The sequence below is a fragment of the Streptomyces sp. NPDC042259 genome (assembly GCF_055582085.1).
Genome location: NZ_JBVJDW010000008.1, coordinates 221,128 through 247,772, shown reverse-complemented (window position 1 = coordinate 247,772; position 26,645 = coordinate 221,128). Strand labels below are relative to the sequence as shown.

The 26,645-nt window shown below is 70.2% G+C and carries 30 protein-coding genes; 19 read left to right on the top strand and 11 right to left on the bottom strand.

The genetic code is table 11. From position 1 onward, the window contains the following. Window positions 1-18: 18 nt before the first annotated feature. From ACZ6MA_RS22565 to ACZ6MA_RS22550, 4 genes are read right to left on the bottom strand one after another with little or no spacing between them, the layout of a single operon-like run. A complete protein-coding gene (locus tag ACZ6MA_RS22565; protein ID WP_469435709.1) occupies window positions 19-513 on the bottom strand; it encodes a flavin reductase family protein in 495 nt (164 codons plus the stop codon). 11 nt (window positions 514-524) lie between these two features. Next, entirely contained in the window at window positions 525-782 is a 258-nt protein-coding gene (locus ACZ6MA_RS22560; protein WP_469435708.1) for an acyl carrier protein, read from the bottom strand. Between the two features lie 2 nt (window positions 783-784). Then, entirely contained in the window at window positions 785-2,050 is a 1,266-nt protein-coding gene (locus ACZ6MA_RS22555; protein ID WP_469435707.1) for a ketosynthase chain-length factor, read from the bottom strand. Continuing rightward, entirely contained in the window at window positions 2,047-3,315 is a 1,269-nt protein-coding gene (locus ACZ6MA_RS22550) for a beta-ketoacyl-[acyl-carrier-protein] synthase family protein (protein WP_469435706.1), read from the bottom strand. Before ACZ6MA_RS22550 ends, ACZ6MA_RS22555 begins: the two co-directional genes overlap by 4 nt. A gap of 395 nt (window positions 3,316-3,710) precedes the next feature. On the opposite strand from ACZ6MA_RS22550, the gene ACZ6MA_RS22545 reads away from it, so the two are divergent. The 5 genes from ACZ6MA_RS22545 to ACZ6MA_RS22525 all read left to right on the top strand — a co-directional run bounded on the left by ACZ6MA_RS22545 (window position 3,711) and on the right by ACZ6MA_RS22525 (window position 9,220). Then, window positions 3,711-4,856, top strand: coding sequence for an acyl-CoA dehydrogenase family protein (locus ACZ6MA_RS22545; RefSeq protein WP_469435705.1), 1,146 nt, complete (start codon window positions 3,711-3,713; stop codon window positions 4,854-4,856). 55 nt (window positions 4,857-4,911) lie between these two features. Then, window positions 4,912-6,627 (top strand): acetyl-CoA carboxylase, carboxyltransferase subunit beta, encoded by a 1,716-nt coding sequence (gene accD / locus ACZ6MA_RS22540; protein WP_469435704.1) that lies wholly within the window; start codon window positions 4,912-4,914, stop codon window positions 6,625-6,627. A 246-nt stretch (window positions 6,628-6,873) separates the two neighbouring features. Then, a complete protein-coding gene (locus ACZ6MA_RS22535; RefSeq protein ID WP_469435703.1) occupies window positions 6,874-7,866 on the top strand; it encodes a DUF6081 family protein in 993 nt (330 codons plus the stop codon). Next, complete coding sequence (locus ACZ6MA_RS22530; RefSeq protein WP_469435702.1) at window positions 7,863-8,297, top strand: lipocalin-like domain-containing protein; 435 nt, start codon at window positions 7,863-7,865, stop codon at window positions 8,295-8,297. The genes ACZ6MA_RS22535 and ACZ6MA_RS22530 overlap by 4 nt, the downstream gene beginning before the upstream one ends. After that, window positions 8,294-9,220 carry an alpha/beta hydrolase gene (locus ACZ6MA_RS22525; RefSeq protein ID WP_469435701.1) on the top strand — a complete coding sequence of 309 codons (927 nt, stop codon included), beginning with the start codon at window positions 8,294-8,296 and terminating at the stop codon, window positions 9,218-9,220. The genes ACZ6MA_RS22530 and ACZ6MA_RS22525 overlap by 4 nt, the downstream gene beginning before the upstream one ends. A gap of 122 nt (window positions 9,221-9,342) precedes the next feature. Here the strand turns inward: ACZ6MA_RS22525 and ACZ6MA_RS22520 are convergent, their stop codons facing one another. Then, window positions 9,343-9,921 (bottom strand): flavodoxin family protein, encoded by a 579-nt coding sequence (locus ACZ6MA_RS22520; RefSeq protein WP_469435700.1) that lies wholly within the window; start codon window positions 9,919-9,921, stop codon window positions 9,343-9,345. A gap of 531 nt (window positions 9,922-10,452) precedes the next feature. Here ACZ6MA_RS22520 and ACZ6MA_RS22515 point away from each other — a divergent pair. Next, window positions 10,453-11,220, top strand: coding sequence for an AfsR/SARP family transcriptional regulator (locus ACZ6MA_RS22515; RefSeq protein WP_469435699.1), 768 nt, complete (start codon window positions 10,453-10,455; stop codon window positions 11,218-11,220). 114 nt (window positions 11,221-11,334) lie between these two features. On the opposite strand, the gene ACZ6MA_RS22510 is transcribed toward ACZ6MA_RS22515, so the two are convergent. Beyond that, on the bottom strand, window positions 11,335-12,129 hold the full coding sequence (locus ACZ6MA_RS22510) for a cyclase family protein (RefSeq protein ID WP_469435698.1): 795 nt from the start codon (window positions 12,127-12,129) through the stop codon (window positions 11,335-11,337). Between the two features lie 247 nt (window positions 12,130-12,376). On the opposite strand from ACZ6MA_RS22510, the gene ACZ6MA_RS22505 reads away from it, so the two are divergent. Both ACZ6MA_RS22505 and ACZ6MA_RS22500 read left to right on the top strand, forming a co-directional pair. Next, the gene (locus tag ACZ6MA_RS22505) at window positions 12,377-13,930 is read left to right on the top strand and encodes an FAD-binding oxidoreductase (protein WP_469435697.1); all 1,554 of its coding nucleotides are present in this window, start codon (window positions 12,377-12,379) and stop codon (window positions 13,928-13,930) included. A gap of 216 nt (window positions 13,931-14,146) precedes the next feature. Further along, on the top strand, window positions 14,147-15,103 hold the full coding sequence (locus ACZ6MA_RS22500; protein WP_469435696.1) for an aromatase/cyclase: 957 nt from the start codon (window positions 14,147-14,149) through the stop codon (window positions 15,101-15,103). A 94-nt stretch (window positions 15,104-15,197) separates the two neighbouring features. Here ACZ6MA_RS22500 and ACZ6MA_RS22495 read toward each other — a convergent pair whose 3' ends face one another. Continuing rightward, entirely contained in the window at window positions 15,198-15,662 is a 465-nt protein-coding gene (locus tag ACZ6MA_RS22495; protein ID WP_469435695.1) for a nuclear transport factor 2 family protein, read from the bottom strand. A 247-nt stretch (window positions 15,663-15,909) separates the two neighbouring features. Between ACZ6MA_RS22495 and ACZ6MA_RS22490 the strand changes: the two genes are divergently transcribed. From ACZ6MA_RS22490 to ACZ6MA_RS22460, 7 genes are all read left to right on the top strand, one after another. Then, window positions 15,910-16,695 carry an SDR family NAD(P)-dependent oxidoreductase gene (locus ACZ6MA_RS22490; protein ID WP_469435694.1) on the top strand — a complete coding sequence of 262 codons (786 nt, stop codon included), beginning with the start codon at window positions 15,910-15,912 and terminating at the stop codon, window positions 16,693-16,695. A 48-nt stretch (window positions 16,696-16,743) separates the two neighbouring features. After that, window positions 16,744-17,511: an SDR family oxidoreductase gene (locus ACZ6MA_RS22485; protein ID WP_469435693.1), complete on the top strand. Its 768-nt coding sequence runs from the start codon at window positions 16,744-16,746 to the stop codon at window positions 17,509-17,511. Window positions 17,512-17,778: 267 nt separating this feature from the next. Beyond that, entirely contained in the window at window positions 17,779-18,636 is an 858-nt protein-coding gene (locus tag ACZ6MA_RS22480) for a metallophosphoesterase family protein (protein WP_469435692.1), read from the top strand. Beyond that, window positions 18,633-19,298, top strand: a complete 666-nt coding sequence (locus ACZ6MA_RS22475) for a 4'-phosphopantetheinyl transferase family protein (protein WP_469435691.1) — start codon at window positions 18,633-18,635, stop codon at window positions 19,296-19,298. Before ACZ6MA_RS22480 ends, ACZ6MA_RS22475 begins: the two co-directional genes overlap by 4 nt. 86 nt (window positions 19,299-19,384) lie before the next feature. Further along, window positions 19,385-19,714, top strand: coding sequence for a hypothetical protein (locus ACZ6MA_RS22470; RefSeq protein ID WP_469435690.1), 330 nt, complete (start codon window positions 19,385-19,387; stop codon window positions 19,712-19,714). Continuing rightward, window positions 19,711-20,313: a hypothetical protein gene (locus ACZ6MA_RS22465; RefSeq protein WP_469435689.1), complete on the top strand. Its 603-nt coding sequence runs from the start codon at window positions 19,711-19,713 to the stop codon at window positions 20,311-20,313. Before ACZ6MA_RS22470 ends, ACZ6MA_RS22465 begins: the two co-directional genes overlap by 4 nt. 152 nt (window positions 20,314-20,465) lie before the next feature. After that, window positions 20,466-20,834 carry a nuclear transport factor 2 family protein gene (locus ACZ6MA_RS22460; RefSeq protein ID WP_469435688.1) on the top strand — a complete coding sequence of 123 codons (369 nt, stop codon included), beginning with the start codon at window positions 20,466-20,468 and terminating at the stop codon, window positions 20,832-20,834. 100 nt (window positions 20,835-20,934) lie between these two features. Here ACZ6MA_RS22460 and ACZ6MA_RS22455 read toward each other — a convergent pair whose 3' ends face one another. The 3 genes from ACZ6MA_RS22455 to ACZ6MA_RS22445 all read right to left on the bottom strand — a co-directional run bounded on the left by ACZ6MA_RS22455 (window position 20,935) and on the right by ACZ6MA_RS22445 (window position 22,411). Continuing rightward, on the bottom strand, window positions 20,935-21,279 hold the full coding sequence (locus ACZ6MA_RS22455) for a DUF1036 domain-containing protein (RefSeq protein WP_469435687.1): 345 nt from the start codon (window positions 21,277-21,279) through the stop codon (window positions 20,935-20,937). Between the two features lie 10 nt (window positions 21,280-21,289). Continuing rightward, window positions 21,290-21,517 carry a hypothetical protein gene (locus ACZ6MA_RS22450; protein ID WP_469435686.1) on the bottom strand — a complete coding sequence of 76 codons (228 nt, stop codon included), beginning with the start codon at window positions 21,515-21,517 and terminating at the stop codon, window positions 21,290-21,292. Between the two features lie 174 nt (window positions 21,518-21,691). Further along, on the bottom strand, window positions 21,692-22,411 hold the full coding sequence (locus ACZ6MA_RS22445) for a TVP38/TMEM64 family protein (RefSeq protein WP_469435685.1): 720 nt from the start codon (window positions 22,409-22,411) through the stop codon (window positions 21,692-21,694). A 224-nt stretch (window positions 22,412-22,635) separates the two neighbouring features. Between ACZ6MA_RS22445 and ACZ6MA_RS22440 the strand changes: the two genes are divergently transcribed. Further along, complete coding sequence (locus tag ACZ6MA_RS22440; RefSeq protein ID WP_469435684.1) at window positions 22,636-22,851, top strand: hypothetical protein; 216 nt, start codon at window positions 22,636-22,638, stop codon at window positions 22,849-22,851. A gap of 134 nt (window positions 22,852-22,985) precedes the next feature. Continuing rightward, window positions 22,986-23,831 (top strand): spermidine synthase, encoded by an 846-nt coding sequence (locus ACZ6MA_RS22435; protein ID WP_469435683.1) that lies wholly within the window; start codon window positions 22,986-22,988, stop codon window positions 23,829-23,831. Between the two features lie 78 nt (window positions 23,832-23,909). On the opposite strand, the gene ACZ6MA_RS22430 is transcribed toward ACZ6MA_RS22435, so the two are convergent. Further along, window positions 23,910-24,938 carry a DUF8017 domain-containing protein gene (locus ACZ6MA_RS22430; protein ID WP_469435682.1) on the bottom strand — a complete coding sequence of 343 codons (1,029 nt, stop codon included), beginning with the start codon at window positions 24,936-24,938 and terminating at the stop codon, window positions 23,910-23,912. Between the two features lie 83 nt (window positions 24,939-25,021). Here ACZ6MA_RS22430 and ACZ6MA_RS22425 point away from each other — a divergent pair, with 83 nt between their 5' ends. Both ACZ6MA_RS22425 and ACZ6MA_RS22420 read left to right on the top strand, forming a co-directional pair. Beyond that, complete coding sequence (locus tag ACZ6MA_RS22425) at window positions 25,022-25,474, top strand: DUF4442 domain-containing protein (RefSeq protein WP_469435681.1); 453 nt, start codon at window positions 25,022-25,024, stop codon at window positions 25,472-25,474. A 287-nt stretch (window positions 25,475-25,761) separates the two neighbouring features. Beyond that, window positions 25,762-26,448 (top strand): DedA family protein, encoded by a 687-nt coding sequence (locus tag ACZ6MA_RS22420; RefSeq protein ID WP_469435680.1) that lies wholly within the window; start codon window positions 25,762-25,764, stop codon window positions 26,446-26,448. Window positions 26,449-26,645 lie beyond the last annotated feature (197 nt).

Sequence of the window (26,645 nt, the reverse complement as noted above, 5' to 3'; positions counted from 1 at the left end):
AACAACCACCTTCCGGATTCATTGCGCCGAGCTGAGCGCAGCGAACTTCCGATTGAAATAGACGGCGGGGCCTCCGGCGTCGGACAGGAACTGATCGACGACCTCGCCGACGAGAATGACGTGGTCACCGGCGTCGTGCCGCCGGTGCACCGTGCATTCGACCGTCGCCAGCGCGTTGTCGACGACCACACCTCCCCGGGAGGTGCGGACGAAGCCGCCGTCACCGAACTTCCTGGCCTTGCTGTTGGCGAACCTCAGCGCCAGCTCCACATGGCGCTCGCGGAGAATGCTGACCGCGAACTCACCGGTCCGCGCGAACACCGGAAAGCACTTGGCGGACCTGGCCACACAGATCAGCACCAGCGGTGGTGCCAGGGACACCGAGCAGAAGGAGCTGACCGTCAGCCCGTGAGGATCACCGTCCTCGTCGCAGGTCGTGGCGATGGCCACCCCGGTCGGAAACCGGGCCATCACTTCCTTGAAGTCGTCACCCATGGGGTTCCGTCCCGTCACCTCGCGCTCCGTCAACTCGGCTGTGTGAGCGCGTTGTTGACCAGGTCGAGCACCTCGCGCGGCGTACGCAGCTCGGCGATGCGTTCGTCCGGGATGTGCACCCCGAATTCCGCGGTGATGCGCGCGGCGGTCTCCATGAGCGCCAGCGAGTCATAGCCGAGGGACGCGAAGTCCTGGTCCTGGATGTCGCCGGAGAGGCTGCCGTCATCCGTCTCGCCCGCGCATTCGATCAGCACGCGACGGAGGTCGTCGATGGTCATCTCGCTCATGGTCAACTCCTCGGAGGTGATGTGTTCACGGAAGGGGAGACGGGTTCGGCGGGCACCGCCCGGACGACGATCGCGGAGTTGAACCCCCACTTGCCCCGGGCCAGCACCAGCGCGGAGCCCACCCGGCCCGGACGTGGCGCGCCGCGCACGAGATCGATCCCGTACTCCGCGGGCACGTCCGTCGTCCCGCCGGTCGGCGGGACGATCCCGTCCCGGATGGCGAGCAGCGCGGCCGCGACATCCACCGGACCGCCTCCGGAATAGAGCCGCCCGGTCAGTGCCTTGGGTGCGGTGACCGGCACGGCACCCGGCCCGAACAGCCCGCTGATCGCCGCCGCCTCGGCCTGGTCCAGCTCCCGCACCCCGGAGGCGTCGGCGAACACCACGTCGATCTCCGCCGGGGCGAGCCCGGCGTCGGCGAGGGCCAGCTCCGCGGCCCGGCGCAGCCCGGGCGGCCGCGCCGAGCCCGCCGGCGGGTCGAAGGTGGTCGCGTATCCGGCGATCTCGCCGTAGATGTGCTGGGCGGCGCGGGAGCGGGCCGCCCCGGCGGCCTCCAGAACGAGGACGGCGCCGCCCTCCCCGGGCACATAACCGCATGCCCGGGCGTCGAAGGGCAGATAGGCACGGCGCGGGTCCGTCGCCGGGCTCAGCCGCCCGCTGGACATCTGCGCCACCCACCCCCAGGGGTCGAGTGCCGAGTCGACGCCACCGGTGACGACCATCGGCGTCCCGCGCAGTACGGTCCGGCGCGCGTGGCCGATGGCGTCCAGACCGCCGGCCTGTTCGGCGACCAGCGCGCTGCTCGGCCCCCGCAACTGGTGGCGGATGGAGATCTGCCCGGTGTTCACGGCGTAGAACCAGGCGAAGGACTCATAGACGCTGACCGAACCCGGCCCCTGCGACCAGAGCTTCTTGAACTCCCGGTGGGTGAAGGCGAAGCCGCCCGACGCGTTGGACGTCACCACGCCCATCTCGTAATCGGCGAAGGTGCCCTGCTCGATCTTGGCGTCGGCCAGTGCCCAGTCCGCCGCCACCAGGGCGATTCGGGTGGACGCGTCGGTCTGCGGCAGGAGCCTGCTGGGCAGATGGCCGGCCGTGTCGAAGTCGTCGATCTGCCCGGCCAGCTTGATTGGATAGCCCGAGACGTCGAAGCGGGTGAGCGTGCCGATTCCCGTGCGGCCTTCGAGTACCGCCTCCCAGTACCGCTCGAGGCCCACACCGTTCGGAGCGAGCAGACCGATGCCGGTGACGTAGGTCTTCTCCGTCATGCCGCCACACCTCCGGCGTCGCGCAGGATCATCGCGCTCTGGAATCCGCCGAACCCGCTGCCGACCGTCAGGACACTGCGCAGCCGCTTCTCCCGGGCCGTCAGCGGGACGTAGTCGAGGTCGCATTCCGGGTCCGCCTGACGCAGATTGGCCGTCGGCGGGATGACCCCGTTCTCGATCGCCAACGCGCAGGCGGCGATCTCGATCGACCCGATCGCGCCGAGGGAATGCCCGACCATCGACTTGATGGAGCTGATGGGTACCCGGTAGGCGTGCTCGCCGAGGCTGCGCTTGTACGCGGCGGTCTCGTGCCGGTCGTTCTGCTTGGTCCCCGAGCCGTGCGCGTTGATGTAGTCGATGCCCGTGCCGTCGATCCGGGCCTCGTCCAGCGCCACCCGGATGGCCTCCGCCATTTCGCGGCCGTCCGGCTTCAACCCCGTCATGTGGTAGGCGTTGCACCGTGTGGCGTAGCCCGAGATCTCCGCGTAGATGTGCGCGCCCCGCCGCCTGGCGTGCTCGTATTCCTCGAGTACGAACATGGCGGCCCCCTCGGCGAGGACGAATCCGTTACGGGAGCCGTCGAACGGCCGCGAGGCGTGCTCGGGGTCGTCGTTGCGTGTGCTCGTCGCCTTGATGGCGTCGAAGCAGGCGACGACGATCGGGGTGACGGGGGTGTCCGACGCGCCGGCCAGCATCACGTCCGCGGAGCCCTCGCGGACCAACTGGCAGGCGTGCCCCACCGAGTCGATTCCCGAGGTGCACCCGTTGGAGACCATGGCGACCGGCCCCTCCGCCGCCACGGTCCAGGCCACCTCCGCCGCCATCACGCTCGGCACCAGGTAGTCGAACATGTGCGGCGACAGACTGGTGTGGTCGACCAGCCAGTTCCGCCCGCTGTCGGACAGGACGAGATATTCCTGTTCGAGGCTGGTCGCGGCGGCCACCGCGCTGCCCAGGCTGACCCCGACCCGGCCCGGATCGAAATCCTCGAATTCCAGACCGCTGTCGGAGATCGCGTCGCGTGCACAGATGACGGCGAATTGCGCGGCGCGGTCCATACGACGGATCTCCCGTGGGGAGAGCCCCTCGTGCACCGGGTCGAAATCGGCCTCCGCGGCGACCTGGGAGCGGTAGGGCGACGGATCGAAATGGGAAATACGGCGGGTGGCGGACCGCCCGGAAGTCAGCAGCTCCCAGAACGCCTTGACCCCGTTTCCCCCCGGCGTTCGCACGCCGATTCCGGTGATCACCACTCGACGGTTCATCGCCTACCGCCTATTGCCGTCACATCTGCTGAGCCGGTCATGGTGTTGTTCCTTTCGCCAGAAGCGCACGACATCAGCGCGGGAGAGAAGTGCGGGAACGCCCTGCGCACCACCTGCTGCCGCGCGCCGCAACGAAGACGATCGTCAGCGTCCGGGGCGCTGCTCGAGCGTCACTCGAAGCGTGGTCGTACGGGCTTCCTCCGCGCCCCGGCGCCCCGCCGACGGTCGGTGTGAGCGGCGGCGGACCCGCTCGTGGGCTCAAGCGAGGATCGAGCGATCTGCGAACCGGGGCGACGAGATTTGGCTGTCGTGGTCGACCGGCCGTACAGCGGTTGCCGGGTTCCCACGAGCCGATTCACCCGAGTCGATTCACCCGAGCCGAGGAGCGAATCAGGATGGACCTGACGTCAACCACGCTGTCGTCGGCGGCACGCGAGGTCGCGGAGGCCGCGGCCCGGAGCGCGGCCGCCGCGGAGGCCAACCGTCGGCTCGATCCCGATGTGGTCAAGTCCGTCGTCGCCGCGGGCTTTCCCCGCCACTTCGTTCCGGCCGACTGCGGGGGGAGCGTCGGCACCTTCCTGGAGCTGAACCGCGCGGTGAGTGCCGTCGGGGAGGGGTGCACCGCCACCGCCTGGTGCGCGTCGCTGGCCGCGCACGTCTCCCGGATGGCCGCGCACCTGCCCGCCGAGGGGTACCGGGAGGTCTGGGCCGACGGCCCGGACGCCTTCCTGGTGGCGGCCCTGACCCCGATCGGCAGGGCCGAGCCCGTTCCCGGCGGTTACCGCCTCACCGGCACCTGGCCGTTCGTCAGCGCGATCGACTACGCGGACTGGGCTCTGCTGGCCGCGATGACCGACCGGGACGGCCGGCCGGAGCCCCGGATGTTCGCCGTGCCGCGGACGGCCTGGCGGACCGTCGACACCTGGGAGAACGTGGGCATGGCCGCCACCGGCAGCAATACGGTGATCGTCGAGGACGTCATGGTCCCCGCGGCCCGCACGGTCAGCCGCGAGGACCTGTTCACCGGCCGGGCGCCCGACTCGGCCGAGCCGTGCCACGCGATCCCGATGCAGGCCACCACGATGATGTTCGCCACGCCCGCGCTGGGCGCCGCCAAGGGAGCCCTCAAGGCCTGGACCGGTTACGTCACTCCGAAGATCCGGGCGGCCGCGAAGCAGCCCAAGCCCGCACTGGCCGGGATGCCGACGTTCCACCGCACCTCCTACGACGTCGTCCTCACCCGCGGCGCCACCGAGATCGACGCCGCGGAGATGCTCCTCGAACGCGCGGCGGCCACCGCCGACTCCGGGCCCGGCATCACCACCTTGGACACCATGCGGAGCTGGCGGGACTGCGCGATGGCCACCGACATCCTGGTGGGCGTCGTCAACCGGCTGTTCCGCAGCGTGGGCACCACCGGCCAGGCCACCAGCAACCCCGTCCAGCGCTTCTGGCGCGACGCCAACTCCATCGCCGGACACCAGGGGCTGCAGGTCGAGTCCGCCGCGACCGCCTACGCCCATCAAGTCATCGAGATCTGACCGGGCCCCGCACCCCGACACCCCCGTGCACCAGACGGTGATCAGGAGACCAAGGATGACTGAGACGACCGAAGAGACCGCCGAGGTCGGATGGGTGCCGTGTCACGGCTGCCGGGTGCCGGTCCACGGCGAGCGGTTGATCCGCAACCTCCACGTCTGCCCGGAGTGCGGTCTGCATCTCCCCGTGACCGCCCGGGAGCGCCTGACCCAGCTCGCCGACGACGGCCGCTTCGAACCGCTGCCCTTCACCGTGAGCAACTCCGATCCGCTCCACTTCGTGGACACCGTCGCCTACACCGACCGGCTCTCCCGCGCCCAGCGGCACACCGGCATGCGCGAGGCGGTCCTCTGCGTCAGGACGACCATCGAGGGCCACCCCGCGATCGTCGCCGTGATGGACTTCCGATTCCTCGGCGGCAGCCTGGGCACCGCGGTTGGCGAGCTGATCACGCTCGCCATCGAGACCGCCCAGGAGGAGCGCGTCCCCTTGATCATGGTGACCGCCTCCGGCGGCGCCCGGATACAGGAGGGCGTGCTGTCGCTGATGCAGATGGCCAAGACCAGCGCGGCGCTCGGCGAGCTGGACAAGGCCGGCATCCTGTCGATCTCCGTGATCACGGATCCCACCTACGGCGGTGTCGCGGCCTCCTTCGCCACCCTGGGCGACGTCATCATCGCCGAGCCGCGCGCCCGTCTCGGCTTCGCCGGGCGGCGGGTGATCGAACAGACCACCCGCCGGCGGCTGCCGGAGGACTTCCAGACCGCGGAGTTCCTCCTCGAGCGCGGCTTCGTCGACATGATCGTGGAGCGGTCCGCGCTCCGGGCCGAGCTGGGCAAGCTGCTGCGGATCGGCGGGGCCAAGGTCTGCGGGCGGTACGCCAGCACGGCGCGACCGTCCGCGCCCGTGGTCACCGACCCGAACACGCTCCCGGACGCCGACCCCTGGGACCAGGTGGGCAGGGCCCGGTCCCTCGACCGCCCCACCGCGCTCGACTACCTCGGTCTCGCCTTCGACGATTTCCAGGAACTGCACGGTGACCGGGCCTCCGGCGAATGCCCGGCCCTCATCGGCGGCACCGCCTGGATCGACGCCATACCCGTGATGGTTCTCGCCCATCAGAAGGGGCACACCACCGCCGAACTCGACCGGCACCGTCACGGCATGGCCTCACCGGCCGGATACCGCAAGGCGGCCCGGCTGATGCGCCTCGCCGACAAGCTCGGGCTGCCCGTCGTCACCCTCGTCGACACCCCCGGTGCCCACCCCGGCGCCGACGCGGAAGAACAAGGCCAGTCCATGGCCATCGCGGAGAACCTCCGGCTCATGGCCACCCTGTCCGTGCCGGTCGTGAGTGTGATCATCGGCGAGGGCGGCAGCGGTGGCGCACTGGCCCTGGCCGTGGCCAACCGGGTGCTCATGTACGCGAACAGCATCTATTCGGTGATCAGCCCCGAGGGATGCGCCGAGATCATCTGGAAGGACCCCTCCGCCGCGCCCACCGCGGCGCGGGCCCTCGGGCTGAACGCCCGGGAGCTCCTCCGCCTCGGCGTGGTCGACGCCGTGCTGCCCGAGCCGGACGGGGGCACGGGTGCCGCGCCCTGGGCGGCGGCCGAACGGCTCCGCGCCGCCCTGAGCGGTGAACTCCATGAACTGGCCGGGCTCGGGGAAGCCGCCCTGCGGGTGGGAAGGCGAGCCCGCTTCCGGCAGTTCGGATCGGCGATCACGGTCGAGGCGGAGCTACTGCGGATCAACGACGGCAGGCTCACCTGACATAAATGCCCCGATGAGCGTCATCGTCGACCGATCGACGCCAGGCCCGATAGGGCGATGGGCACGCGGCACGATATGGCAATCGCCCGGATGCGCCGCGCACTCGGCGAATTCGAGGTGCCCGGGTCGGGTATCAAGACGACTCGGACATTTTCGCCGAGGTGCTCGCCCCTTCACTGCCGGAAAACTCTGAAAATCGGTTCGCGCGCAAAAAAGGGTTCGCTTTTTTCCAGGAAAGGCAAACATATGACCACGCAGCACATCGTCTGGGACGACGACTTCTCCGACGGCTTCAGCACCGAGGGCCCCGACGCCCGCTACGCGTTCCTGCCGTTCGGCACCCAGGTGGGCCACGACGGCGTGGCCGTCGCCTCCCGGGAGGGGCTGCGGGTCGTCGCCGCCGGGACGAACCCGAAGACCGGCGAGCCCGCCTTCACCATGTCCCTGGGCCAGAACGACCCCAGCGGGCTGCCGGGCACCCTCGACCACGTCAAATGGCTCGTCTACGCGAACAAGCAGTCCTCCGGCGGCATCCTCGGCTTCGACACCGACCCGGGGCACGAACTGACCTGCGAGGCACGGATGTCGGGCGCGGCCTACGGCGTGGCCGCCCACCCCTTCGGCCCCGGCGTGCCCGATCCCGGCGCCGACCCCCGGCTCGCCTCGGCCTGCCTGGCCCTCCAGGATCCCGAATCCGACGTCGCCTTCGAGTTCTCCCTCACCAACGAGGCGGTCTACGTCTACTACGAGCGGCTGCCGAACGCACGCGCCCAGCTGGGCGACTACGCCTCCTTCCTGCACACCGTCCCGGTCGCCCGCCGCACCCCCCACGACGAGCATCACCTCAAGATCTCCTACAACGGCTCCCGGGGCGTGGTCACCTGGTTCCTGGACGGCCGGGAGGTCTTCCGGCTCGACCGGATCGGCCATCGGCTGGCATCGCGCGACCATCTGGTGGTCGACCACGGCGGAGTCGAGGAACAGGTGGCGCCGCGCCAGCTGGCCTGCGGAATGGGGCTGTTCAACTTCCTCGACGGAGGGCTGCCCGGCCGGCCCGGCTCCGGTCTGGTCCGGCTGACCACCACACCGAAGTACTACTACGACCCGACGACGGGCGAGCCCACCCCGCAGCGTTTCCTCGACGACGCGAGCCTGGCGTCCAACCGTCTGTTCGGCCAGGGCGCGGGCTTCCGCATGCGCAGGTTCACGGTGTCGAGCAAACCCGTCCGGTCCGCATGACGAACACGGCGAGCAACGCGGTCTCCCCGGCCGACCTGATCGGAGCATGGCAGCTCGAGTCCTACGTCGGCGTCGACGAGGACGGAGGCGTCAGCGAAGGCCCCTTGGGCCCTGCCCCCGAGGGGCTGCTGATCTACAGCGCCGACCGGCGCATGACGGTGAGCATGATGCGCGCCGACGACGAGCCCGGCCCGGGCGCCGGCCCGGTCACCCGCTTCATGGGCTACGCCGGTACCTGGCAGCTGTCCGAACGGCAGATCGTCCACGAGGTCACCGTCAGCTCACACCGTCATATGGTCGGCACCCGGCAGATCCGCGACCTCCTCCTCAAAGGAGACCTGCTCATCCTGTCCGGCTCGGCCCGGATCGCGGACGGGCGACAGGAGCAGCGCGTTCTGAACTGGCGGCGGGTATCCGGAGGCCGACCATGAGCTACGACTTCGACGCCGAGCTGAAACCCTTCGTCCCCCGGATGAGGCCGCTCGACTACACCGAGCCCGAGGCCGCGCGCGCCACGATGCGGGAGGTCATGGCCCGCCAGCCCGCCTATGAACCGATATCGCGGGTCCTGGTGGAGGACCGGGGCATTCCCGTGCCCGACGGCTCCGAGCGGACCGTGCGGCTCTACCGGCCCCTGGACCGGTCAGGTCCGCGTCCGGCCCTGGTCTTCCCGCACTGGGGCGGCTTCGTCACGGGCGACCTGGACACCTCATTGACGGCCGCCACCCGCATAGCCGACCTGGTGGGCGCGGTGGTGATCTCACCGGACTACCGCCTCGCGCCGGAACACCCCTTCCCCGCCGGGCTCCAGGACTGCTACGCCGCCCTGGAGTGGACCGTCGCCCACGCCGCGGAGCTGGGGATCGACACCGACCGGATCGGCGTGGGCGGCTTCAGCGCCGGCGGCGGGCTGGCCACGGGGCTCGCCCTGCTCGCCCGCGACCGGCAGGGACCGCCGTTGCGCTGTCTCTATCTGCTCTTTCCGCAACTGGACGATCGGCTCGAGACCCTCTCCGCCCGCACCTTCGTGGACACGCCCATGCTCGACCGGGCCAATCTGACGGTGAGCTGGCAGCACTACCTCGGTGGCGGCGAGGCCACACACTACGCCGCGCCCGCCCGTACCGAGGACCTGTCCGGTCTGCCGCCGGCCTTCGTCGGTGTGTGCGAGTTCGACCCGCTCCGGGACGAGGGCATCACCTTCGCCCATCGGTTGATCCAAGCGGGAGTGAAGACCGAACTGCGGCACTACCAGGGGGCGTTCCACGCGTCGATCGGCCTGGCCCACGCGGCCGTCTCCCAGCGGATGGTGACCGACCAGGTCGACGCGCTGCGCCACGCCCTGTCGGCCTGACGCCGTGATGAGGGGGCCCTGCCTGACGGCAGGGCCCCCTCATCACGGCGTCAGGGCCCGTGGGAGGGGGAGGCCCCCGAGCCCCCCGTGCTCGGGGGCCTCCCCCTCGCCGCGTACCACTGTCAGGCGGCCGATCTGGCCACCTGGAGCAGTCGCGCGTGCTGGGCGACGCGCTGGCCCAGATGGGCCGCGGTGAGCAGGTCGGACTTCTTCATGGCATCCGGTCCCTCGTCGCCGGCGCACTGCCCCATCGCGCCCAGCCAGCCGCCGAGCCGGTTGAGTTCGTCCTCGGAGGTACCGGGCAGCAGGTCGAGGTTCACCCAGTGCATGCCGTGCTGAGCCGCCAGCACGGTGAAGTACTGCAGCGTGTTCACCTTGTCGCCGCTCATCGACCCCGATGTGGTGAAGCCCGCGGCGACCTTGTCCTTCCAGGTCTGGGCGTACCAGCGACCGCTGGAGTCGTGCGCGAAGGTGTGGAACGCCGGGCTGGCCGAGCCCATGTAGGTGGGTGAGCCGAAGATGATCGCGTCCGCTGAGTCCAGCGCGGCCCACTGCTCGTCGGTGAGTGCTTCGACGGAGATCATCTGGACGACGGCACCCTCGACCGAGGCCGCGCCGTCGCGGGCCGCCTCGGCCATCCTGGTCGTATGTCCGTAGCCGCTGTGGTACGCGATGACGACGGACACCGAACGATCGGACATGTGCATCCCCTTTGTGATCTCAAGTACAGGTCCTGCGGACCAGACTGACAATCATTCCGGCGGAGGTGTACTGACCTTTCGGGCTGTCGGGCCTACCCGAAGGGAGGGGTGGCGGCCCCCGGCCGTCTGCTGCCAAGATCACCCCTGAGACAACAGCGGTCCGTGGAGATCAAAACCACCCCGTCGGGTGGTGTGAATACGAAAATCCGACCTTCATGCTTGGGTAAATTTTTCGGGCAGTCTCTCAACCATCAATTGGAGCAGCTGGATTCGCCGTTCCCCAGCAATTCGATCAGTGTGATGCGGCGCACAGATAAACATGTGGCGGGGCGGGTTCGCGTCGGATATCTTGCGAGTGGCACCATAAGCGCATCGCCGTACCCACTTGGGGGTGAATGGGTCTCGGCGACGGGGGTTGTAGCGCTTGGCGGATCCGACAACGTCGTTGATCCACTTTCGAAATGAATGAATTTCGAACGATGCTGGATCACTCTCTTGCCGGAGTTCGCTGATCAACTACGGGGGAGTACGGTGAAATTCAAGCTGCTCGGACAATTCGAGATCGTGGTCACCGATGACCGTTCGTTCTTCCTGAGCCGGTCGAAGGTCAGTCAGCTCATCGGCCTGCTGCTGGTTCAGAACGGCGAAACGGTCAGTGTGGACACCCTGATCGAGGAACTATGGGGAGAGAACGCGCCGCGCAGCGCGCTCACCACTCTCCAGACGTACATCTACCACGCGCGGAAGATCTTCGCGGGCATGCCCGGCGGGGAGCATGTGCTGGTCACCAGGCCGGCCGGCTATGTCATCCAGGTACCCGACGACGCGATCGACGTCGCGGTCTTCGAGCGGCTCGTCCAGCGTGCCAGGCGACTGCTGGACGACGACCGGCCCGAGGAGGCCATGGGCTGTCTCGACGAGGCGCGGGCGCTCTGGCGGGGGCCCGTCCTGGTCGGCATGATGATCGGGAGCGTCCTCGAGGCACACCTGACGTACATCAACGAACTCCGGTTCGCGGCCACGCATCTCCATATCGAGGCCAGTCAGCGCCTGGGGCGGCACCAGGAGATCATCCCGCAGCTCCGGCTGCTGGTGGCGGAGAATCCGCTCAACGAAAGCCTGCACGCGCAACTGATCAAGGCGCTCGACAAGTGCGGGCGGCGGGCGGAGGCCCTGCAGGCCTACCGGAGTCTCTGGCGCATCCTCGACGCGGAGCTGGGCGTCGAACCTGCCCCTGAACTGCAGCTGCTGCAACATGAGCTGCTGTCCAGGGGCAGTGTCGTCCACGGCCGGAGCTGACAGCCCGTCCGGCGTGAGCCGGCCCAGTCGAACCGGATCGGATCGGTTCGACGCGGCGGCTGCCGGGCCCGACCGAAGTCGGCCGGGCCCGGCAGCCGCGTGCGCACCGGCAGTTCACCCGAGGAGGCCGACGACACGGGTCCACCCGGCCCCCGCGCCGGCCACGGATACGGGGAAGCAGGCGACGGTGAATCCCGTAGCCGAGGGCAGCTCGCCCAGCCGGGCGAGCTTTTCGAGTTGGAGGTACTCCCGGGTGCGGCCATAGAGGTGGGCGGGCCACAGATATCCCCGGTCACCGGTGCGGCGGTAGTCCTCGATCATCGATCGCATCGGCCGGTCGAGCCCCCATGCGTCGATACCGATGACCCGTACGCCGCTCTCCACCAGGAACGCCGTGCCCTCGCCGGTCAGACCGGCGTATTCGGTGAGGTATTTCGCCGATCCCCACAGTGCGTCGGCGCCCGTCCACAGCAGGACGATGTCACCGGGACACAGCTCGTGCCGTGCTTCGGCCAGGGCGCCGCGGAGGTGTTCGACCGTGATGCCCTCGCCGGCGGGCACCTGCCGCACATCGAGTCGGACGCCGGGGCCGAAACACCAGTCGAGCGGCACCTGGTCGATGCTTTTCGCCGGAAGGCCACCGCTGAGCGGGCCGTAGTGCAAGGGGGCGTCCATATGGGTGCCGGTGTGCGTGGTGAGCGTGACGGTTTCATTGGAAATGGCCATCCCGTCCGGGAAGTCGTCCGGCGCGAGTCCGAGGACGGTCGCCGCCGCCTCGTGACCGAGCACTTCCACCGTCACCGGCGTGGCTTCGCTGGCGGTGTCGCGGGTGGCCACACTGAGGTCCACGAAACGAGCCACTCCGCTTGCCTTCCCGTCAGCGGACAACGCGCGTTCGATGTTTCCCATGACGTGTCTCCTCTCCATGCCGCCGCTCGGCCGCCCAGTCATCGTCGACGGAGGGGATCGAATAACGCTCGAGAACGACCCGGATCGCGGGAAGTGGAACGCGGTGAACTATTCGTCGAGACTGCTTGGAAAGCATCTGGGCGTATGGAAGGATGCGTGCCGTTCGCACGCGACACGGGGTTCGGGGCGGCGAGCGCCGCCCGTGCCCGGTCTCAGGGGAAAGTGAACTACGGGGGGACGTATCAGCATGCCGGTCGAACGAGAAGACGTTTCGGCGACAGCGCCGGAATTCGGTCCGGTGTCCATCGGCCCGGACGACCACCGCTATCCGGAGCTTGTTTCCGGATTCAATCGCCGGTGGTCCGCAGCGCCTGAATCCGTACGCATGGCCGGAAAATCCGAACATGTGTCGAAGGCGGTCCAGGCGGCGGTCAGCAGCGGAAAACGGCTTTCCATCCGCAGTGGTGGGCATTCGTACGCCGACTTCACCTACAACAAGGACGTCGAAGTCATCGTCGACCTGTCGATGATGAACGACATCTACTACGACCCGCGCCGCAAGGCCTTCGCCATCGAGAGCGGTGCGCAGCTCGGGCACATCTACGAAACGCTTTTCCGCGGTTGGGGCGTGACGCTGCCCGGTGGGGTCTGTCCCGCGGTCGGGATCGGCGGCCATGCCACCGGCGGCGGCCACGGCCTGCTGTCGCGGCAGTTCGGGAACGTCTGCGACCTCATCGAGGCCGTGGAGATCGTGGTCGCCGACCGCCCGAACAAGGTCCGTACCGTGATCGCGTCGCGGGAGGACACGGGCGACCTCAAGGACCTCTGGTGGGCCTGCTGCGGAGGAGGCGGCGGTAATTTCGGCGTCATCACGAAGTTCTGGTTCCGCAGCCGCGGGGCGACGGGCAGCCGCCCGGCCGAGCAACTCCCGCAGCCGCCGCGCGAGGTGCTGATCAGCACGGCGTTCGCGCCGTGGCAGCAGATGAACGAGAGGACCTTCACCCATCTGCTGCGCAACCAGTGCCAGTGGTACGTGGAGAACAGCGATCCGGCCTCACCGACCTCGGCCTTGTGCGGTCTGCTGTTCGTCCAGCACGCGTCGAGCGGCGGGATCGGCATGCTCACCCAGGTCGACGCGGCCGCGCCGAACGCGGAGAAGCTGCTCGAGGACTACCTCGGCGCGGTCACCGCCAACACGGGCATCTCCGGGCCGTTTCCGCACCGGCGGCTGCCCTGGATGGCTTCGACCGTGACGATCGACACCAGCAACCCCACGGTGATGACCAACGCGACCTTGCGCGGCGCCGTCAAGCACGCCTATTTGCGGCAGTCGTTCACCGAGGAGCAGTGCGCGGCCATCTACCGCCACATGACGCGCACGGACTACGCGAACACCAGCCCCGGCACCGCGATGATCCAGCTCGGGGCGATGGCCGGCGGCAGGATGAACGCGCTCGCCCCCGGGGACACCGCACTGCCCCAGCGCAGGTCGGCGCTCGTCGCGATGTTCGAGAACTTCTGGGTCGAGGCGGCCGAGGACGCCCGGCACCTGGGCTGGGTACGGGACATCTACGGCCAAGTCTTCGAGTCGACCGGCGGCTACCCCGTGCCCGGCGACCGCTACGAGGGCTGCAACATCAACGCGCCCGACCTGGACATCACGAATCCGAAGTTCAACAAGTCCGGAGTGCCCTGGCACGCGTTCTACTTCGGCGACAACTACCGCCGGCTGCAGCGGACGAAGGCCCGCTGGGACCCGAAGAACGTCTTCCGGCACTCGCTGTCGGTGACCGCCCACTAGGGCCTGTCCGGCGGACCATGTGGGCGGGCGCTGCGGCCCGTGGCGCCCGCACCACGGCTGCACGGCGGCGTCCTCAATCGCCGGACGGGGCTCGAATAGAGCCCGCTGGGGGAGATTGAGGACGCGCCCGCAGGGCGCCCGCCGCCACAGGCGGTTACGACGGGCCCCTACGCGACCTCGAGCGGTCTTCGAGCCGGTTGCAGCAGCTTGGGGGCCATGGAAACCACCCATGAGCATCACACCGAGCACACCCGGGTCGTCGCAGCGCCGCCCCGGGTGCTGTACGGCCTGGTCGCCGACGTGACCGTGTGGCCGGCTCTCTTCGGCCCCAGCGTTCACGTCCGTCATCTGGAGCGCTCCGAACGCGCGGAGCGCTTCGAGCTGTGGGCGACCGTGAACGGCGAGGTCAGCAGTTGGGTGTCCCGGCGGACGCTGGACCCGGACGGGCTGCGGGTGATCTTCGCTCAAGAGGCGAGCCGGCCGCCGATCGCGTCGATCGGCGGCGGATGGCTCTTCCGCGAGCTGCCGGGCGGGCGCACCGAGGTGGTGCTGCGGCACTCCTTCTCGGCCGTCGACGACAGCCCCGAAACGGTGGCGTGGGTCACCGCGGCACTCGACCGCAACAGCCCGGAGGAGCTGGCCGCGCTGGCGCGCGCGGCGGAGTGCGGCCATGCCCCCGAGGACATCGTCCTCACGTTCACCGACACCGTCGAGCTGTCCGGTGCGGCCGCCGACGCCTACACCTTCGTGGCGCGGGCCGATCTCTGGGCCGACCGGCTGCCCCATGTCGACCGTGTCCGGCTCGCCGAGCCCGCCCCGGGCGTCCAGGACCTGGAGATGGAAACGGTGACGGCGGACGGGGCCCGCCACACCACCCGGTCGGTGCGGGTGTGCCGGGCGCCGGAATGGATCGCCTACAAGCAGACGCTGCCGCCGAAGCTGCTCCTCGGCCACAGCGGGCTGTGGACCTTCACCGAGGGGGCCGAGGCGGGTGCGGGGGCGGTCCTGTCCTCCCGGCACACGGTCGTGATCGACCCGGGCGCGGTGGAGGCGGTGCTCGGCACGGGCCGCGACCTGGCCGACGCGCGGAAGTTCATCCGCGAGGCGCTCGGCCGTAACAGCGCGACGACGATGGCGTACGCCGCCGAGTATGCGGCCCGTGCTGAACGATAGGGCCAAGACCGGCAGGTCGCCTGGCCGCGGGCGGCCCGTGCCGTCCGCGGGCGGCCTGTGCCGCCCGCGGCGGCGGGTGCCCCGCGGCGCGTCCTCAGTCGCCGGACGGGCTTGACGCGGGCTCCAGGAGCAGCCGGTCCTGCCTGACCCGACGGGAGCGGTTCACCAGTGCGTCGCCGACGCGCACCAAAACATCGGTGACCACACAGACGGGGCCCTGCTGCGGTTCACTGCCGGGCCGGGTGTTGATCACATAGGCGTAGTAGGTCGCGCGCAGCGAACCGTCCTCCTGCGGATCGAGGACGATCATGTTGAACCAGTGCCTGCGGACGACGGGGTCGGCGTCGAACCGCCGGTGGAACTCCACCAGCTCGGCCACGATGCCCGCGCGGCCCCGAGCCAGCTGGCCCGGGGAGTGGCTGAACTCGCCGTCCTCGGTGAACGTGTCCGCGAACGCCTCGAAGTCGCGACGGTCCATCAGCTGCATCTGCCGGGCGTAGAAATGCTGGACCTCGGCGTAGAGCGAGGTGCTGGCGGTACGGGTGTCGATCGCTGTCATGGGGATCCTCCGGGAGGCGGCGGCAACTGTCGTCACCGTGGCCGCGTCGGATCGCGGTTGGCTCGAGGATCGGCCGGATCGGCGGGACCGGCAGCAGGGCCGGTGGGAGCGCAGGGCGTACGGACCCGTGCGGCCGTGGGCCCACGGAGGGGGTCCCGGATCAAGGAGTGTCCGAGCGAGCTTCGAGTGGGGCGGGCCACGCTGAGCCCCATTGCGAGTGCTGCGGCGTGAGTGGGAGGAACGGGATATGGCACGAACCGGCAGGCCGGTCGCGATCGTCACCGGTGCCACCAGCGGAATGGGCCTTGTCATCACCGAGCGGCTGGCCCAGCAGGGCCTTCGCGTCTATGTGTGCGCGCGAGGGGAGGAGGTCCTCGCGGAGAGCGTCAAGTCGCTCCAGGACAGGGGCTTCGATGTGGACGGAAGCCCCTGTGACGTTTCCTCGCCCGATCAGGTGCGGCAGTTCGTCCAGGCGGCCGTCGACCGGTTCGGCCCAGTCGACATCCTGGTCAACAACGCCGGGCGCAGCGGCGGCGGCGCCACGGCCGAGATCCCCGACGAGCTGTGGTTCGACGTCATCAACACCAATCTCAACAGTGTGTTCCTGATGACCAAGGCCGTGCTCACCACCGGCGGGCTCGGGGAGAAGGACTGGGGACGCATCATCAACATCGCCTCGACGGGCGGAAAGCAGGGCGTGATCCACGCCGCCCCCTATTCGGCGTCCAAGCACGGTGTCGTGGGCTTCACCAAGGCGCTCGGACTGGAGCTGGCGCCGACGGGCATCACGGTGAACGCCGTGTGCCCCGGCTTCGTCGAGACCCCGATGGCGGAGCGGGTCCGCGCGCACTACGCCGAGATCTGGGGCGTGTCCACCGACGAGGCGTTCGACCGGATCACGACCCGGGTGCCGATCCACCGGTACGTGGAGTCGGACGAGGTCGCGGCCATGGTGGAGTACTTGATCAGCGACCGGGCCGGCGCGGTGACGGCACAGGCGCTGAACGTGTGCGGAGGCCTCGGAAATTACTAGGCTGACCACCAGAACCGACCCGGACCACCCACTGCGGAAGGCTTCACGATGACCGATGGACAGCACCACGGCGAGGTAGCGCTGGTGACCGGCGCCAACAAGGGCATCGGCAAGCACATCGCCCGACGCCTGGCCGGAGAGGGAATGACCGTCTACCTCGGCGCCCGTGATGAACGGCGCGGTCGTGAGACGGCCCGTGAACTCACCGAAGAGGGACTGGATGTTCGATTCCTTCAGCTCGATGTGACCGACCAGGCCCAGGTCGACGCCGCGGCCCAGCGGATCGAGGCGGAATCCGGACGGCTCGACGTCCTCGTCAACAACGCCGGTGTGGTCGTCGAATGGGGGGTCACGGTGCCGGAGGTCACCAGGGAGCACATGCGTACGGCCTTCGAGGTCAACGTCTTCGGCACCGTCGCCGTGACCCAGGCCTGTATCCCGCTGCTGCGCAAGTCCGGTGCGGCCCGAGTGGTGAACATGTCCAGCCCGCTCGGGTCGCTCAGCCTGCTCAGCGACCCGGACAACCCTATCTCCACCCGCAATCTGCTGCCCTACAGCTCCTCCAAGGCCGCGCTCAACGCCATCACCATCGTCTACGCCAACGCGCTGCGCGAGGCCGGCATCCGGGTCAATGTGGCCAACCCCGGGCTGGTGGCCACCGATCTCAACGCGGGCTCGCCCTTCAGCCGGGGGACCCGCACCCCCGAGGAGGGCGCCGAAGTGCCCGTACGCCTCGCCCTCATGGGCGTGGACGGTCCGACGGGAAGCTTCCGCGGCAGCATGGACGGCTCGGTCGACGAGACGGTGCCGTGGTGAGCGTCGCCGCGTAGCGCCTCGTAACGGCCCTTCGGGCACGCCCACGGAGGTCACAGGCCGCCGCGTCGGCCTGTGACATGGGCAACAGGCCACACAACATCATCAGGGCGATATGGCAGTATCTGGTCCACACGTGCCGGAAAATGTCTGTGGATGAACGAGCGGGGCCAACACCGCAGTTGAGGGACCGGATCGGCCGGCCGCGAGCCCGGCCTGCCGCCGGCCGCGAGGCAGTGGGGCGGGGGCTCCGTCGAGAAGGATGCCACTGTGCCCCAGAGGAAATTGCTCGCTGTCAGTGATCTGCATGTGGCGTACGAGGAGAACCGCGCCATCATCGAGTCGCTGCGCCCGGAGTCCGAGGACGACTGGCTCATCCTGGCCGGAGACGTCGCCGAGCTGTACGCGGACATCGAATGGGCACTGCGCCTGCTCAGCGGCCGCTTCGCCAAAGTGATCTGGGCGCCGGGCAATCACGAGCTGTGGACCCACCCCAAGGACCCCGTCGACCTGCGGGGCGAGCAGCGCTATCTGCACCTGGTGGAGCTGTGCCGCTCCCTCGGGATCTCCACCCCTGAGGACCCCTACCCGGTGTGGCAGGGCGAGGACGGGCCGGTGACGGTCGCCCCGCTCTTCTTGCTCTACGACTACACGTTCCGGGCCCCCGGGGCGACGACGAAGGAGGAGTCGCTGCGCGTCGCCTACGAGTCGGGCGTGGTCTGCACGGACGAGCACTTCCTGCACCCGGACCCCTACCCCGGGCGGGACGCCTGGTGCCGCGCCCGGGTGGCCGCGACCGAGCGCCGCCTCGCGGCCGTGGACCCCGGGCACCGCACCGTCCTCGTCAATCACTTCCCGCTGACCCGCGAGCCCACCAGGATCCTGCGCTACCCCGAATTCGCCCAGTGGTGCGGCACGGAGCTGACAGCGAACTGGCATGTGCGGTTCCGCGCCACCGCCGTCGTCTACGGACATCTCCACATCCCGAGGGTGACCTGGAGCGACGGGGTGCGGTTCGAGGAGGTCTCGATCGGCTATCCGCGTGAATGGCGCACCCGCACCCCGCGCGACCCGCTGCGGCAGATCCTGCCCCAGCGCCCCGCGGCCGGCCCGGGGGGAGCGCGGTGATCGAGGAGATACTGCCCACGGCCGTGGTCGGCGTGGAGACCTTCGCCGATCTGCCGGACGACGCGGACGACGGCCTCTTCCCGGAGGAGAAGGCGGTCGTGGCCCGAGCGGTGCCGAAGCGGCAGCGTGAGTTCGCCGCCGTACGGTCGTGTGCCCGGCGTGCGCTCGGCCGGTTCGGGCTGGCACCCGTGCCTCTGATCCCCACCCCGCGCGGTGCGCCGCAGTGGCCCGAGGGGATGGTCGGCAGCATGACGCACTGCGACGGCTACCGGGCGGCGGTCGTGGCCAGGGCGGGGGATGCGGCCTCGATCGGCATCGACGCCGAGCCCGATGGGCCGCTGCCGGACGGTGTGCTCGACCTCATCGCGCTGCCGAGCGAACTCCGGTGGGTGCACGCGCGTACCGCCGCCGGCTCCGGGCCGCACTGGGACCGGCTGCTGTTCAGCATGAAGGAGAGCGTGTTCAAGACCTGGTATCCGCTGACCGGCCGTGAGCTGGACTTCTCGGAGGCGGAGATCGACGTCGACCCCGGCGCGCGCACCTTCTCGGCCCGCTTGCTGGTGCCCGGCCCCGTGGTGGACGGGCACCGCCTGGACGGCTTCTCCGGCCGGTGGACGGCCGGTGCCGGGCTGATCGTGACGGCCATCGTGCTGCCGGGCTGAACCGGGCGGCGGGCCGCGGCGGACCGCGCGGGACGAGTGTCAAGAAAATATTGACAAGATCATGGCGTCAAGGAAACATTGACGCCATGATCACCCCGATGCGGTCCGCGTCCGCCGCCAAGCCCGCCCTTCTCTCCGCCGTCCTCGGCATGCTGACCGTTGCGACCTCCCTCATCGCCGTGGGCGTGACGTCCGTAGACCACCTGGGCAACGGCGCCTTCGCCGCCCTCGTCGGCGCCCAGCTTCTCCTTGTCGCCGCCATGGGGGCGCTCTTCGGCGCGATGCGCCTGCAGTCGGCCGCCGACGCGGCGGGGACCGAGGAGGCGCGCCTGCGGCGGGACCTGGAGGCCCTGGACGCCCTCGAACCGCTGCGCCCGGCCGACCACGCGGAGCCCGCCGCGGGTGAGCGCCGATGAGCGCCGCGGAAGCACTCAGCGCCCACGAGACCGCCCGCATCCGGGAAGGCATCGCCGGGGCCGTCCTCGGAGCGCCCGACGGGCTGGCCGAATCCCTGGAGCACGACCCCGACGGGTATCTGCGCCTGGTCGCCGCCACCCGGGTCGGCGCCGAGGAGTCCAGCCGGCTCCTGCGCGAGGCGGTCCGGGGCGCGCGGGCGGCGGGTCACAGCTGGGACACCGTGGGCCGCATCCTGGGAGTGAGCCGGCAGGCCGCCCAGCAGCGGTTCGCCGTCAAGGGCGACGCGGCCCCCGCCGCGAGCGGCGACGGACTCGGCGAGCGCCGGGTGCTGACCCCGCTGACGGCCTTCGACGAGATGCAGGCCCTCGCCGAAGCGGGCCTGGAACGCTGGCAACTGGTCGACTACGGACCGCTGTACCACGTGGTGGAGGCCTCCGATCGGCCCTGGGAGCACCGCCGCGTACCCTTCGCGGTCGGCGGCCGGCACCGGCGCATGGAGACCGAAGGCTGGACCCAGGTCGGCACCGGCTCCTTCCCCTGGCGCTACTACAAGCGCCCGCTGAAAGACACCAAGCGCGAAGAGCGGCGGCCGCGCTGACCGGGCGGGTTTCCCTTACCTGCGAGGTAATCGCGCGTTTCGCGCCCTCTCGGCATGCTGAGGGCAGCGGATTTCGGGCCGGCGCCCTCCGGCTCGAAATCCGTGTTCCAGCCCCTTACTCCGCTAGTCAGCATCGAACGAGGAGAACCACCATGTCGCAGTACGAGACCGCCGTCGCCCGGTACTTCGAGGCCTGGAACGCCACCGACCCCGCCGTTCTCGCCGAGGCGGTCGCCGCCGCGTGGACGGAGGACGGGTCCTACACCGACCCGCTTGCCGAGGTCAGCGGGCACGAGCAGCTCGCCGCGGTCATCACGGGTGCGCATGGGCAGTTTCCCGGCTTCGAGTTCCGGCACACCGGCACGGTCGACGGGCACCACGACACCGCGCGGTTCGGCTGGGAGCTGGTTTCCACCACCGACGGGTCCGCGCCCGTCGCGGGGTTCGACGTGATCACGCTTGCCGCGGACGGCCGGATCCGCAGCGTTCTCGGATTTCTCGACCGGGTGCCCACGGCGTGACGTCCTGACTCGACGAAGGCCACGGCTCGTTCGGAGGGGGGAGTCGGAGGGGAGGAGGCTTTTCCCTTCGGCTTTCCCCCTCCGAAAGGCCGTCAGGGCGTCAAGGCGTCAGATTGATCGTGTAGTTCGTGAACCCATTGACGTCGAACTCGCGGAAGCCCTCGTTTCGGGTCGGCGGGTCACATCGGTTGAGGCACCATTCGAAGGCGTTGTTCGTGACGCACGTGACGATCGGCCCCGCCCACACCGCGCCGTCGGTGGCCTCGGCGTGGAAGTACCAGAAGCGGTTGACGGCCGATACGTTCGCACCGTCCACCGTGACCGTCGCGCCCGGCTGGATGTTCCACCAGCCGCGCTTCAGCCAGCCCTCCGGGCAGTTCGGGAAGCGCTTGATGTAGGCCACCGAGACGAGGGTGCGATAGCTGTTGCGGAAGGACAGCGACATCGGATTCCCCTCAGCTCTCGGACGGCGTGAGTCGGAAGCTCGGGCCCGCGCCGCTCTCCGGTGCGTGCTCCTCGGTGACCAACATGCCCGGCCGGTGGCGGACGACGCCCTCGGCTTCGACCTCCACGGCGTCCTCGGCGGTTACGGGGGTGGCGGCCGTCCGGTCGGCGTTCGCCACCTCTGGATCCAGGTCCGAACGGGCGTCCGCGCCCGCGTCGTCTGCTGATTGCTCCGTCATGCGGCCCCTCCTGCCGTGCGTGCCCGGCTCGGCCACCGAGCTTCGAACGCTGAGGGTAATCGGATGGCTTCATAGTGTGACAGGGCGTGTGGTGGTGTGACCGCCTTGTCGTTCTGCGGTGGTCATGCGCCGGGCGCGCGGGCGGTCCCCGAGCCCCTCGTCAACCGGCCAAGGTCATGACGAGGGGTGCTGGGCGGACGCGCGCATCCGGTCCCGCTTGCGCCAGGCCACGACGACCGCCGCGAGTCCGGTGAGCGCGATGAAGGCCATGGCGGCGAGGAAGGCCGGCGAGGTGGGGGACGACGCGTGGCTGCCCGCGATCACATAGGCCGCGGTGTTGGGCACGCTCCCGAGGCCCGTCGCCAGCAGGAAGGGCAGCCAGCCTATCCGGGAGACGGCCGCGCAGTAATTGGCGGCCGCGAACGGCACACCCGGGAAGAGGCGGATCGCCAGCATCGAGCGGAAGCCGTGCCGGCTGAGCTGCCGGTCCGCGGCCCGCAGCCACCGCCCGCGCACCAGGGGACGCAACGCCTCCTGCCCCAGCAGTCGTCCCAGGCCGAAGGCGATGCCCGAACCGAGGACCGTGCCCGCCAGCGCGGCGGCGGTACCGAACTGCGCGCCGAAGAGCGCGCCCGCGGCGAGATTCAGGATCGGGCGCGGCACGAACGCCGCGGTGCACAGTCCGTACGCCACCGCGAACAGCACGACGGCGGCGCCACCGGACAACTGGGGCGGCCAGCCGTCGGCGAGCAGCCGCTCCGGGCGGCACACCAGCACGGTCGCCGCGGCGGCGGCGAGCAGCCCGGCGAGCAGACCCAGCCGGGACCACGGGGACAGCAGCACGCGCGTGCAACGCGTGGCGAGACCGGGGGAGGGCGCGGCGGAATCGAGCATCGATGGAGCGTAACCGACGCGGGCGTAAAGCGGACGTGATGTCGCGGAGACGGGGCGGGACGGGACGGGACCGGCACGGCCGCTCACCCGCCGCCCGCCCCCGGCAACGTCGGGCACCCGGGCCCTCCGGGTCGCCCGCGCCCGTACGCACCCGGCGCCCACCCGCCCGGGGGGCGGAACCATAATCGCGTGCCCCCGAGCGGAGCCGCGCCTAGGGTGCAGTCATGGAAGAACGACAGGGAGGGGCGGTCGCGAGGGCCGAGCAGATGGTGCTGTTCCTGGCGGCCGAGCGGCGCGCCAGGCTGGCGCTGCGACAAGGGCAGTTGGAGAAAGTACTCACCGCCCTGCAGCTCAAGATGGTGGCCCGGCAGATGACACAGATGTGGATGGACGGATTCGTCGTCGGCACGGCGCACGGCGCCCGGGCCGGGCGCACCTAGCCGCACCGCGTGTGGCGGTGAGCGCCCCTCGGATTGCGATCGAGGACACCCCGCAGCCGAAAATCCGCCGGAATGGGGAAGGTTTCGCGGGGGTGGCCGAGCGGACGAGCCGGGCGCATCGGCACAATGGGGGAGTGGACGAACCGATACCCGTGACCCGGGACGTGGACTGGGGCACCGCCAAGCTGATGCCCGACGTGGACCGGGCCCGGGCCTGGCTGCTGACGGTGAACGGCTCGCCCCAGTCCTATGTGGATCTGGACGATCCCACCTACCTCGAATTCGAGTACGCGCGACGGCTCGCCCACGTCGTGGACGCCGCCACCGAACCGCGCCGGGCCCTGGACGTCCTGCACCTGGGCGGTGGCGCGCTCAGCCTGCCGCGCTACGTCGCGGCCACCCGGCCCGGCTCGCGCCAGCGGGTCGTCGAGGCGGACCGCGGCCTGATCGCCCTCGTCGCCGAACACCTGCCGCTGCGGGACGGATCGGGCATCGAGGTGCACGCGGCGGACGCCCGTACAGCGCTGGAGGCCGAGCCCGACGCCTCCGCCGACGTGATCATCGCGGATGTCTACGGCGGCTCACGGGTGCCCGCGCACCTCACCTCGGTGGAATACGCCCGCTGCGCGGCCCGCGTGCTGCGCCCCCGGGGCCGGTACGCGGCGAACCTCGCCGACGGCGCGCCCTTCGCCTTTCTGCGCTCGCAGGTGGCGACGTTCGCGACGGCCTTCGCCCATGTGTGTCTGATCGCCGAGCCCCCGATGCTGCGGGGCCGCCGCTTCGGCAACGCCGTCCTCGTCGCCTCACACACCGAACTGCCGGTCACGGCGCTCGCCCGCCGTGCCGCCGGTGACGCCTTCCCGGCGCGGGTCGAGCACGGACCGATGCTGGAGCGCTTCACCGCCGGGGCGGCCGCCGTGTACGACGCGGACGCCGAGCCGTCCCCCGAACCGCCGGGCGGTGCGTTCGGTATCGGCTGACACCGGGCCAAGGCCCCGGGCCGCCGTCACGGCGGCCCGGGGCCCGCACGGCCAGGTGCGGTCGGGCCCGGGGGGCGGTCAGGAAGACGTGAGCGGCCGGAGCGAACTCATGATCTTCTTGATGGTGTCGTCGGAGAGTTCGCCGTCGAAGCCGGTGCCCGCGTAGAGGATCCAGGTCGCGAGATCGCCCGAGGTGTCCTTGTACGTCACGGCGAACGCCTTGCCGTCCGTCACGCACTTGTCGGTCTTCTTCACGCCCGTCACCGTCGCCGAGGCGGTGTAGCCGGTGATGCCGTGGTCGCTCTTGAAGGGCTTGGCCTTGGTGGTGTCGAAGCGGCCCGTCTTCTTGCGGTCGAACGCGGCGAAGACCCAGTTGAGCGATTCGATCTCGGCGGCCGATCCCTCACTCTTGGCGCCCTGCGCGCCCTTGGTGCCGGCGCCGGCCCGGTGGTCGTTCTTCGCGCATTCCCCTTCCTTGTAGACGGCGGTGCCCGACATCGTGACCAGGGGCTGGCCGTCCTCGTCCTCGAAGCCGGTGGACATCGTGGGGGAGCGGACCGTCCAGTCCGCCGGGACGTCGAAGGCGTTGTGCCGCTTGCCGTTGACGACGGGCTTCCAGCCGGCGATCACCGGCTTGACCTCCCCGCCGTTGCGCGGGTTGTCCTCGGGTGCCGCCGTGCTCGGCGACGCCGGGGACGCGGGCGCGGAGGCCGTCGGCTTCGCGTCGCCGCCCTTCGCGGCGGGCTTCTCGTCGTCGTCCTTCAGCACGACGACCCCGGTGACCACGGCGGCGGCCACGACCGCCACCGCCGCCCCGATCGCGATCATCGTGGTGCGCTTGCGGTGGTCACCCGGCGGCCGCGGGCCACCGGGGGCGCCCGGCGGGTTCCACTGCGGGACGCCCGGCTGCCCGGGATGGCCCGGCGCCGCGGGCTGCCCGACGGACTGTCCGACGGGCTGCTGGTAGGGATTGGGCTGCTGGTAGCCCGGCTGCTGGTACGGGTTGGGCTGTTGGTACCCCGGCTGCTGGTACGGGTTCTGGTTCGGCTTCTGATTCGGGTCCTGCGGGTTCTGCTCGCCCCCGGGCGGCTGCTGTCCTGGCCACATGGCCGATAACCATAGAGGGCGTGGGTGACGACGATGACCGTCGCCCCTTCCCGACCCTTGCTACTGGCTGGTAACTTTCGGGTATGTCTCAGACCACGCCCTCGATCGGCGACATGCTCGCGGCCACCGTGCCCATGGCCCGTACGCTCAACCTCGTCTTCGACGAGACGACCGCCGAGCGTGCCGTCGTCCGGCTGCCCGACCAGCCCGACTACCACAACCACGTCGGGGGCCCGCACGCCGGCGCGATGTTCACCCTGGCCGAGTCCGCCAGTGGCGCGATCGTGCTCGCCGCCTTCGGTGACCAGCTCTCCCGGGCCGTGCCGCTCGCCGTGCGCGCCGAGATCGGTTACAAGAAGCTCGCCATGGGCGAGGTCACGGCCACCGCCGAGCTGGGCCGTCCGGCCGCCGACGTCGTCGCGGAGCTGGACGCGGGTGAGCGCCCGGAGTTCCCCGTCACGGTCACGATCACGCGCGCGGACGGCTCGACGACGGGTGAGATGACGGTGGTGTGGACCCTGCGGCCGAAGGCCTAGGCCTGGCCGGGCGGGACGGGTAGGTGGGCGCCGCGGCCCGTGGCGCCCACACCTTTCCGCTGCGCGGCGCCGCACCTTTTCCGCTGGGCGGCGGTGTCCTCAATCGCCGGACGGGCTGGTTTTGGCTGGGGCCGAGTTCGGCCCGATCGGGCGCCTTGTCCCACTCGTGACCGTCGTCCGAGCAACCGGCGACCCCGCGAATGAGTCCTCTCCTCCAGTAGGCTGCCCGGCGTGTGCCCTCGTGGCGCACGCCGGGTATTTGATCACCAACCGGGGAGGAACCGGCGTTGCACATCCAGGAGTGGCTCGAAACAGTACCGGCGGTAGCCGTCTACCTGCTGGTGGGCGGGGTCATCGGACTGGAGAGCCTGGGCATCCCGCTTCCCGGCGAGATCGTCCTGGTCAGCGCCACGTTGCTGGCCGCCACGCAGGATCACATCAACCCGTACGTGCTGGGCGCGTGCGCCATCGCGGGCGCGATCGTCGGTGACTCCATCGGCTACTTGATCGGCCGCAAGGGCGGCCAGCCGCTGCTGGACTGGCTCGGCCGCAAGTTCCCCAAGCACTTCGGGCCCGACCACGTGGCCACCGCCGAGCGGTCCTTCCACAAGTGGGGCATGTGGGCGGTCTTCTTCGGTCGCTTCATCGCGTTCCTGCGGATCTTCGCCGGTCCGCTCGCGGGCGTGCTGAGGATGCCCTACTGGAAGTTCCTCATCGCCAACGTGCTGGGCGGCATCGTCTGGGCCGGTGGCACCGTCGCGGTGATCTACACCGTCGGCAAGGTCGCCGAGGACTGGATCAAGCGCTTCTCCTACGTCGGCCTGGCCGCCGCCGTGGTGTTCGGTCTCGGTTCCCTGCTGGTGATGCGCCTGCGGGCCAAGAAGGCCGCCGCCAAGCGTGCCGAGGCCGAGGCGGCCGTGGAGCCGGGCGCCGAGCGGCCCGCCGGGGCCGAGCCCGTCGCGGCGGGCGACTGACGACGGCGACGGGGGCCACGCCCCCACCTCTCTGCGGCCCGTCCGGGTGTATGCCGGGCGGGCTGTTGCAGTTCGACTGCGGGCCGTCGTTGCCGCCTGCGGCGGCGGGCGCCCTGCGGGCGCGGGGTCCACCGCCGGAAGGGGGGGTTTTCTGTTTAGTCCCCCCCAACACACCCACCCCTCGGACTACGCAAAGA

Excerpts from the sequence above, each read along its gene's own strand:
- ACZ6MA_RS22560 (WP_469435708.1), bottom strand. The coding sequence starts at position 782 with ATGAGCGAGATGACCATCGACGACCTCCGTCGCGTGCTGATCGAATGC.
- ACZ6MA_RS22555 (WP_469435707.1), bottom strand. The coding sequence starts at position 2,050 with ATGACGGAGAAGACCTACGTCACCGGCATCGGTCTGCTCGCTCCGAAC.
- ACZ6MA_RS22550 (WP_469435706.1), bottom strand. The coding sequence starts at position 3,315 with ATGAACCGTCGAGTGGTGATCACCGGAATCGGCGTGCGAACGCCGGGG.
- ACZ6MA_RS22545 (WP_469435705.1), top strand. The coding sequence starts at position 3,711 with ATGGACCTGACGTCAACCACGCTGTCGTCGGCGGCACGCGAGGTCGCG.
- accD (WP_469435704.1), top strand. The coding sequence starts at position 4,912 with ATGACTGAGACGACCGAAGAGACCGCCGAGGTCGGATGGGTGCCGTGT.
- ACZ6MA_RS22535 (WP_469435703.1), top strand. The coding sequence starts at position 6,874 with ATGACCACGCAGCACATCGTCTGGGACGACGACTTCTCCGACGGCTTC.
- ACZ6MA_RS22530 (WP_469435702.1), top strand. The coding sequence starts at position 7,863 with ATGACGAACACGGCGAGCAACGCGGTCTCCCCGGCCGACCTGATCGGA.
- ACZ6MA_RS22525 (WP_469435701.1), top strand. The coding sequence starts at position 8,294 with ATGAGCTACGACTTCGACGCCGAGCTGAAACCCTTCGTCCCCCGGATG.
- ACZ6MA_RS22520 (WP_469435700.1), bottom strand. The coding sequence starts at position 9,921 with ATGTCCGATCGTTCGGTGTCCGTCGTCATCGCGTACCACAGCGGCTAC.
- ACZ6MA_RS22510 (WP_469435698.1), bottom strand. The coding sequence starts at position 12,129 with ATGGGAAACATCGAACGCGCGTTGTCCGCTGACGGGAAGGCAAGCGGA.
- ACZ6MA_RS22505 (WP_469435697.1), top strand. The coding sequence starts at position 12,377 with ATGCCGGTCGAACGAGAAGACGTTTCGGCGACAGCGCCGGAATTCGGT.
- ACZ6MA_RS22500 (WP_469435696.1), top strand. The coding sequence starts at position 14,147 with ATGGAAACCACCCATGAGCATCACACCGAGCACACCCGGGTCGTCGCA.
- ACZ6MA_RS22495 (WP_469435695.1), bottom strand. The coding sequence starts at position 15,662 with ATGACAGCGATCGACACCCGTACCGCCAGCACCTCGCTCTACGCCGAG.
- ACZ6MA_RS22490 (WP_469435694.1), top strand. The coding sequence starts at position 15,910 with ATGGCACGAACCGGCAGGCCGGTCGCGATCGTCACCGGTGCCACCAGC.
- ACZ6MA_RS22485 (WP_469435693.1), top strand. The coding sequence starts at position 16,744 with ATGACCGATGGACAGCACCACGGCGAGGTAGCGCTGGTGACCGGCGCC.
- ACZ6MA_RS22470 (WP_469435690.1), top strand. The coding sequence starts at position 19,385 with ATGATCACCCCGATGCGGTCCGCGTCCGCCGCCAAGCCCGCCCTTCTC.
- ACZ6MA_RS22465 (WP_469435689.1), top strand. The coding sequence starts at position 19,711 with ATGAGCGCCGCGGAAGCACTCAGCGCCCACGAGACCGCCCGCATCCGG.
- ACZ6MA_RS22460 (WP_469435688.1), top strand. The coding sequence starts at position 20,466 with ATGTCGCAGTACGAGACCGCCGTCGCCCGGTACTTCGAGGCCTGGAAC.
- ACZ6MA_RS22455 (WP_469435687.1), bottom strand. The coding sequence starts at position 21,279 with ATGTCGCTGTCCTTCCGCAACAGCTATCGCACCCTCGTCTCGGTGGCC.
- ACZ6MA_RS22450 (WP_469435686.1), bottom strand. The coding sequence starts at position 21,517 with ATGACGGAGCAATCAGCAGACGACGCGGGCGCGGACGCCCGTTCGGAC.
- ACZ6MA_RS22445 (WP_469435685.1), bottom strand. The coding sequence starts at position 22,411 with ATGCTCGATTCCGCCGCGCCCTCCCCCGGTCTCGCCACGCGTTGCACG.
- ACZ6MA_RS22440 (WP_469435684.1), top strand. The coding sequence starts at position 22,636 with ATGGAAGAACGACAGGGAGGGGCGGTCGCGAGGGCCGAGCAGATGGTG.
- ACZ6MA_RS22430 (WP_469435682.1), bottom strand. The coding sequence starts at position 24,938 with ATGTGGCCAGGACAGCAGCCGCCCGGGGGCGAGCAGAACCCGCAGGAC.
- ACZ6MA_RS22425 (WP_469435681.1), top strand. The coding sequence starts at position 25,022 with ATGTCTCAGACCACGCCCTCGATCGGCGACATGCTCGCGGCCACCGTG.